Origin of the sequence: Streptomyces tricolor (genome assembly GCF_002155905.1) — a bacterium.
GTDB lineage: Bacteria > Actinomycetota > Actinomycetes > Streptomycetales > Streptomycetaceae > Streptomyces > Streptomyces tricolor.
Map to the genome: position 1 here is coordinate 1 of NZ_MUMF01000091.1, position 6518 is coordinate 6518.

Sequence of the window (6518 nt, forward strand, 5' to 3'; positions counted from 1 at the left end):
CGGCGGAGTCGACTCCGCCGTCGCCGCCGCGCGGGCCGCGGAAGCAGGCCACGACGTCACCGGCGTCCACCTCGCGCTCTCCGCGAACCCGCAGTCCTTCCGAACCGGCGCGCGGGGCTGTTGCACCATCGAGGACTCCCGCGACGCCCGCCGCGCGGCCGACGTCATCGGCATCCCCTTCTACGTCTGGGACCTCGCCGACCGCTTCCGCGAGGACGTCGTCGAGGACTTCATCGCCGAGTACGAGGCCGGCCGCACCCCGAACCCGTGCCTGCGCTGCAACGAGAAGATCAAGTTCGCCGCGCTGCTGGACAAGGCGCTGGCCCTCGGCTTCGACGCCGTCTGCACCGGCCACTACGCCAAGGTGATCGTGAACGAGGACGGCTCCCGCGAGCTGCACCGCGCCTCCGACATGGCGAAGGACCAGTCGTACGTCCTCGGCGTGCTGGACGACAAGCAGCTCGCGCACGCGATGTTCCCGCTCGGCGACACGGTCACCACCAAGGAGGAGATCCGCGCGGAGGCCGAGCGCCGGGGCCTGGCCGTGGCCAAGAAGCCCGACTCGCACGACATCTGCTTCATCGCCGACGGCGACACCCAGGGCTTCCTGGCCCGGCGGCTCGGCAAGGCCGAGGGCGACATCGTGGACGAGTCCGGCACCAAGCTCGGCACCCACGAGGGCGCGTACGGCTTCACCATCGGCCAGCGCAAGGGGCTCCGCATCGGCACCCCGGCCCCGGACGGCAAGCCGCGCTACGTCCTCGACATCTCCCCGGTCACCAACACGGTCACCGTCGGCCCGGCCGCCGCGCTGGACGTCACCGCCCTCACCGCGATCAAGCCCCGCTGGTGCGGTACCGCCCCCACCGGCCCCGGCACCTACACCGCCCAGCTGCGCGCCCACGGCGGCGAGACCGAGGTGACCGCCGAGCCGGTCGACGGCGAGCTGCGGGTGACCTTCGCCGAGCCGGTCCGCGGCGTCGCCCCCGGCCAGGCGATCGTCCTGTACGACGGCACGCGCGTGGTCGGCTCGGCGACGATCGCGTCCACCACGCGCGCGACGGCGTCGGTCTGACCCCGGCCCGGCCCGCCTACCCGGCGAAGAACTCCGCCAGCACCGGCCCCAGCACGTCCGGCTCCACCATGTGGGTCTGGCCCGGCAGGACCCGGTACGTGCCCTGCGGCACGGCCTCCGCGACCGCCTGGCTCGCCCGGTGCATCCACTCCGGGCTGGCGCCGCCCGCGACCGCGAGCACGGGCACGGAGATCCCGGCCAGCCGCGCGCGGGGCAGCAGGCCGTCGCCCATCACCGCGTCGTCGTAGGCGAGGCTGGGGGCGACGGCCTCCATGCCCGCCCACATCGGGGACTGGCGGGCGCGCTGGATCATCTCCTCGGCGAGGCCCGTCAGGCGCAGGAACAGCTCCACCGCGTCCCCGCGCCGGCCCTCGGCGAGCGCCTTGTTCAGCTGCTCCTTGTAGACCGCCTCGCGCTCGGCGCCGTGCGCCAGGTGGTCGGCGTACGGCACCTCGTACACCGCGGCCCGGCGCACCGGCAGCCCGTCCGCCGCCGCGCGCAGCACCAGCGCGCCGCCGGAGGAGACCCCGAACAGCGCCGCGTCGCCGCCCACCGCGTCGAGCAGCGCGGCCAGGTCCTCCACCTCGCGGTCGACCGCGTACGGCGCCGTGTCGCCGCTCTCGCCGCGCCCCCGGCGGTCGTAGACGACGGCCCGGCAGCGGTCCGCGAGGCGCTGCGCCAGGGGCAGCACGGTGCCGCCGGTGGACATCGCGCCGCTCACCAGGATCACCGTGGGCCCCTGGCCGGTCACGTGGTACGCGAGGGAGGTGCCGTCTCGCGAAGTCGTCTTCTTGTCCATGCCCGTGCAGACTGCCCTACGACACGGGACTCACCGGTCATGACACGTCGGTGTCGTAGAAGCAGTAGTGGTCCTTGATCTCCGCCACCCCGTCCTCGGGGTCCGGATACGCCCAGACGAGGTCGGGCGCGTCCGGCAGCGACCAGTAGGACGCCGTGCCCTTGAAGGGGCAGACGGTGTGCGTGTCGGAGGGGGTCAGCAGATCGAGGCGTACGTCCTCGGCGGGGATGTAGTACCGCACCGGGCAGCCCGTCTCGCGCAGTTCCAGGGATCGGTCGGACTCGGCGAGCACCTGGTCGCCGTGCACCACGCGCACGTGCCGCCCGCTCTTCTCGATCGTGATCGTGTGTCCTCGGCTCATGCCGGTTCAGCGCCGGGAGGCCCGCGCTTCTTCCCGTCCGGGCCCGGGAACGTACGGTAGGGGCCATGAACATCTGCGTCTTCCTGTCCGCCGCCGACCTCGACGAGCGTTACACGCGCCCCGCGCGCGAGTTCGCGGAACTGCTCGGCAAGGGCGGTCACACCCTGGTCTGGGGCGGCTCCGACGTCGGTCTGATGAAGGTGGTCGCCGACGGCGTGCAGGAGGCGGGCGGCAGGCTGCTGGGCGTCTCGGTGGAGTTCCTGGCGAACAAGGCACGGCCCGGCGCCGACGAGATGGTCATCGCGGCCGATCTCGCCGAGCGCAAGAAGCTGCTGCTGGAGAAGGCCGACGCCGTGGTGATCATGGTGGGCGGCACCGGCACGCTGGACGAGGCCACCGAGATCCTGGAGCTGAAGAAGCACGGCCGCACCGAGAAGCCGGTCGTGCTGCTGAACACGGCGGGCTTCTACGACGGCCTGCGCGAGCAGTTCCGCCGCATGGAGGCCGAGGGCTTCCTGCCCCGCCCGCTCGCCGAGCTGGTCTTCTTCGCGGACGAGCCGGTGGGGGCGCTGGCCTACCTCGAGGAGCAGCTCGGCGTCCACTGATGCGAGCATGGCAGGCATGGCTACTCATGTGATCACCGGGGCCGGGTCCGGCATCGGCGCCGCCGTGGCCCGCCGCCTGCACGCGCGCGGGGACGACATCGTGCTGCACGCGCGCGACGCGGGCCGCGCGAAGGAGCTGGCGGCCGAGTTCCCCGGCGCGGGCACCCTGGTCGGCGACCTCGCCGACCCGGACAGGCTGTCCTGGGCGTTCTCCCACCAGACGCTCCCGGACCGGGTGGATTCCCTGCTGCACGTCGCAGGCGTCGTCGACCTCGGCGAGGTCGGCGAGCTGACCCCGAAGTCCTGGCGCCACCAGCTGAACGTCAACCTGATCGCGCCCGCCGAGCTGACCCGGCACTTCCTGCCGCAGCTGCGGGCCTCCCGCGGTCACGTGATCTTCGTCAACTCCGGCGCCGGTCTGAGCGCCAACGCCGGCTGGTCCGCGTACGCCGCCTCCAAGCACGGCCTGAAGGCCCTCGCCGACTCCCTGCGCCAGGAGGAGCACGCGAACGGCGTCCGCGTCACCTCGGTCTACCCCGGCCGCACCGCCAGCCCCATGCAGGCCAAGGTGCACCAGCAGGAGGGCAAGGAGTACGACGCCTCGAAGTGGATCGACCCCGAGTCCGTCGCCACGACCATCCTGATGGCCCTGGACCTGCCGAGGGACGCGGAGGTCAACGACCTGACGGTGCGCCCGGGCCGGTGACGGCCGGGCCGGCGGCGTCCGGTCCGTCCGCGGTGCCGCCGGCCCCCGTGGCCCGGGTCCGGCGGCCGGCCGGTCCGTGGCGGATCCTCCGCGCCGGTACGGCGCCCACTGGTGGTCGGCGCGGCGGCCGGCGTTACGTACCCTGCCGGGGTGAGCGAAAACAGCCAGTTCAGGTTCCCGGGGGCCACCGGTGTCGGGTCGCTGCCCGGTGGGGACGCCCGGGAGGCCGCCAAGACCGCCACCGGATCGTTCGAGGACTTCCCCTTCCTCCCGGAGCTGCCCGCGCGCGGACCCGGCGCCGACATGATCGGGCGTACCGCCGGCATGCTGGTCGAGCTGTACGCGCGCGTGGAGCCCAGCGGATGGCGGATCGGGGACCGGCCGGGCCGGGACACCAAGCGGGCGCGGTCCTGGCTGGGGGAGGACCTGGACGCGCTGGAGGAGTTCACCCAGGGCTACGCGGGCGATCTCAAGGTGCAGGCGGTCGGGCCGTGGACGCTGGCCGCCGCCCTGGAGCTGAAGAACGGCGAGGCCGCCCTGTCCGACCCCGGCGCCTGCCGGGACCTCGCCGCCTCGCTCGCCGAGGGGCTGCGGCTGCACCTCGCCGAGGTACGGCGCCGCGTCCCGGACGCCCGGATCGTCCTCCAGCTCGACGAGCCCTCCCTCACCGCCGTCCTGCGCGGACAGGTCCGTACGGCGAGCGGCTACCGCACCCACCGCGCCGTGGACCGGCAGATCGTGGAGGCCACGCTCCGGGACGTCGTCGGCGCGCACGGCGGCGGACCCGTGGTGGTGCACTCCTGCGCCCCCGACGTCCCGTTCGCCCTGCTGCGGCGGGCCGGCGCGGCGGCCGTCTCCTTCGACTTCTCCCTCCTCACCGAGCGTGACGACGACGCGATCGGCGAGGCCGTCGAGGCCGGGACGCGGCTGTTCGCCGGTGTCGTGCCGGGCACGGAGGGTCCGTTGTCAGACCCTGCCGGTAGCGTCATGGGTGTCAGGACGCTGTGGCGCAGGCTGGGTCTGCACCCCGGGCTGCTCGCGGAGGCCGTCACGGTGACCCCGGCGTGCGGTCTGGCGGGCGCTTCCCCCGCCTACGCACGCCAGGCGCTCGCCCACTGCGTCCGGGCGGCGAGATCCCTCGCGGACAACCCAGAGTAACGGGAGGACAACACGGTGGCCGGCGACAAGCAAGCGGAGACGACGGCGGTGCCCGCCGAGGCCCGCGACAAGCACGCGCAGCTGGCGGAGCAGGTCGAGGAGCACCGCTTCCGGTACTACGTGAAGGACGCTCCCGTCATCAGCGACGCGGAGTTCGACGAGCTCCTGAAGTCGCTGGAGGCCCTGGAGGAGCAGTACCCGGAGCTGCGCACCCCGGACTCGCCCACACAGAAGGTCGCGGGGTCGTACGAGACGGAGTTCACCGCGGTCGAGCACCGCCAGCGGATGCTCTCCCTCGACAACACGTTCAACGACGACGAACTGGCCGCCTGGGCCGACCGCATCGCCAGGGAACTCGGCGACCAGGAGTACCACTTCCTGTGCGAGCTGAAGGTCGACGGCCTCGCGGTCAACCTCACCTACGAGAAGGGCCGCCTCACCCGCGCGGCCACCCGCGGTGACGGCCGCACCGGCGAGGACATCACGCCCAACGTGCGGACCATCGCGGAGATCCCGGACCGCCTGGGCGGCGACAAGGTGCCCGACCTGGTGGAGATCCGCGGCGAGGTCTACTTCCCGATGGAGAAGTTCCTCGAACTGAACGAACGCCTGGTCGCGGCCGGTGACAAGCCCTTCGCCAACCCCCGCAACGCCGCCGCCGGTTCGCTGCGCCAGAAGGACCCGCGGGTCACCGCCACCCGCCCGCTGCACATGGTCGTCCACGGCATCGGCGCCCTGGAGGGCTACACGGGCCTGACCCGGCTCTCCGAGGCCTACGACCTGCTCAAGACCTGGGGCCTGCCCACGTCCCGGCACAACCGCGTGGTGGACGACCTGGACGGCGTACGGGAGTTCATCGCGCACTACGGCGAGAACCGCCACTCCGTCGAGCACGAGATCGACGGTGTCGTGGTCAAGCTGGACGAGATCCGCCTCCAGGGACGGCTCGGCTCCACCGCGCGGGCCCCGCGCTGGGCGATCGCCTACAAGTACGCGCCGGAGGAGGTCAACACCAAGCTGGTCGACATCAAGGTGGGCGTCGGCCGCACCGGCCGGGTCACGCCGTACGCCCAGGTCGAGCCGGTCACGGTCGCGGGCAGCGAGGTGGAGTTCGCCACCCTGCACAACCAGGAGGTCGTCAAGGCCAAGGGCGTGCTCATCGGCGACACCGTGGTGCTGCGCAAGGCCGGTGACGTCATCCCGGAGATCCTCGGCCCGGTGGTCGACCTGCGGGACGGCAGCGAGCGGGAGTTCGTGATGCCGGGCGAGTGCCCCGAGTGCGGCACGGCGCTGCGGCCCATGAAGGAGGGCGACATCGACCTCCGCTGCCCCAACGCCCGTACCTGCCCGGCCCAGTTGCGCGAGCGGGTCTCCTATCTCGCCGGCCGGGAGTGCCTGGACATCGAGCACTTCGGCGCGGTGGCCGCCGCCGCGCTGACCCGTCCGCTGGAGCCGGCCGACCCGCCGCTGGTGGACGAGGGCGACCTGTTCGACCTGACGGTGGAGAAGCTGCTGCCCATCAAGGCCTATGTCCTCGACCCGGACAGCGGCCTGCCCAAGCGCGACCCGAGGACCGGCGAGGAGAAGGTCGTCACGGTCTTCGCCAACCAGAAGGGCGAGCCGAAGAAGAACACCCTCGCCCTGCTGGCGAACATCGAGGCGGCCAAGTCCCGCCCGCTCGCCCGCTTCCTGAACGGGCTGTCGATCCGGCACGTGGGTCCGGTCGCCGCGCAGGCCCTCGCGCGGGAGTTCCGGTCCATCGACCGCATCGAACAGGCGACCGAGGAGGAGCTGGCGGCCACCGACGGCGTCGG

At 72.8% G+C, this 6518-nt stretch carries 7 protein-coding genes; 5 read left to right on the forward strand and 2 right to left on the reverse strand.

Annotated features, from left to right (window positions below; genetic code table 11):
* Positions 1 to 1075: tRNA 2-thiouridine(34) synthase MnmA (gene mnmA, locus CCN44_RS07805; protein WP_086697205.1), on the forward strand; the 1075-nt coding region annotated here is incomplete at its 5' end.
* A 16-nt stretch (positions 1076 to 1091) separates the two neighbouring features.
* Here the strand turns inward: mnmA and CCN44_RS07810 are convergent.
* Both CCN44_RS07810 and CCN44_RS07815 read right to left on the reverse strand, forming a co-directional pair.
* Positions 1092 to 1874 (reverse strand): alpha/beta fold hydrolase, encoded by a 783-nt coding sequence (locus CCN44_RS07810; protein WP_086697206.1) that lies wholly within the window; start codon positions 1872 to 1874, stop codon positions 1092 to 1094.
* Between the two features lie 37 nt (positions 1875 to 1911).
* Positions 1912 to 2235: a DUF427 domain-containing protein gene (locus tag CCN44_RS07815; protein WP_059252733.1), complete on the reverse strand. Its 324-nt coding sequence runs from the start codon at positions 2233 to 2235 to the stop codon at positions 1912 to 1914.
* A 65-nt stretch (positions 2236 to 2300) separates the two neighbouring features.
* Here CCN44_RS07815 and CCN44_RS07820 point away from each other — a divergent pair, with 65 nt between their 5' ends.
* The 4 genes from CCN44_RS07820 to ligA form a co-directional block, all read left to right on the forward strand.
* The gene (locus tag CCN44_RS07820) at positions 2301 to 2840 is read left to right on the forward strand and encodes an LOG family protein (protein WP_059252734.1); all 540 of its coding nucleotides are present in this window, start codon (positions 2301 to 2303) and stop codon (positions 2838 to 2840) included.
* A 7-nt stretch (positions 2841 to 2847) separates the two neighbouring features.
* A complete protein-coding gene (locus CCN44_RS07825; protein ID WP_059252735.1) occupies positions 2848 to 3546 on the forward strand; it encodes an SDR family oxidoreductase in 699 nt (232 codons plus the stop codon).
* Positions 3547 to 3696: 150 nt separating this feature from the next.
* Positions 3697 to 4704, forward strand: coding sequence for a methionine synthase (locus tag CCN44_RS07830; RefSeq protein WP_059255250.1), 1008 nt, complete (start codon positions 3697 to 3699; stop codon positions 4702 to 4704).
* A 15-nt stretch (positions 4705 to 4719) separates the two neighbouring features.
* Positions 4720 to 6518: NAD-dependent DNA ligase LigA (ligA, locus tag CCN44_RS07835; protein ID WP_086697207.1), on the forward strand; the 1799-nt coding region annotated here is incomplete at its 3' end.

What these genes read in the sequence shown, in the direction of transcription:
- CCN44_RS07810 (WP_086697206.1), bottom strand. Translation starts at nt 1,874, where the DNA reads ATGGACAAGAAGACGACTTCGCGAGACGGCACCTCCCTCGCGTACCAC.
- CCN44_RS07815 (WP_059252733.1), bottom strand. Translation starts at nt 2,235, where the DNA reads ATGAGCCGAGGACACACGATCACGATCGAGAAGAGCGGGCGGCACGTG.
- CCN44_RS07820 (WP_059252734.1), top strand. Translation starts at nt 2,301, where the DNA reads ATGAACATCTGCGTCTTCCTGTCCGCCGCCGACCTCGACGAGCGTTAC.
- CCN44_RS07825 (WP_059252735.1), top strand. Translation starts at nt 2,848, where the DNA reads ATGGCAGGCATGGCTACTCATGTGATCACCGGGGCCGGGTCCGGCATC.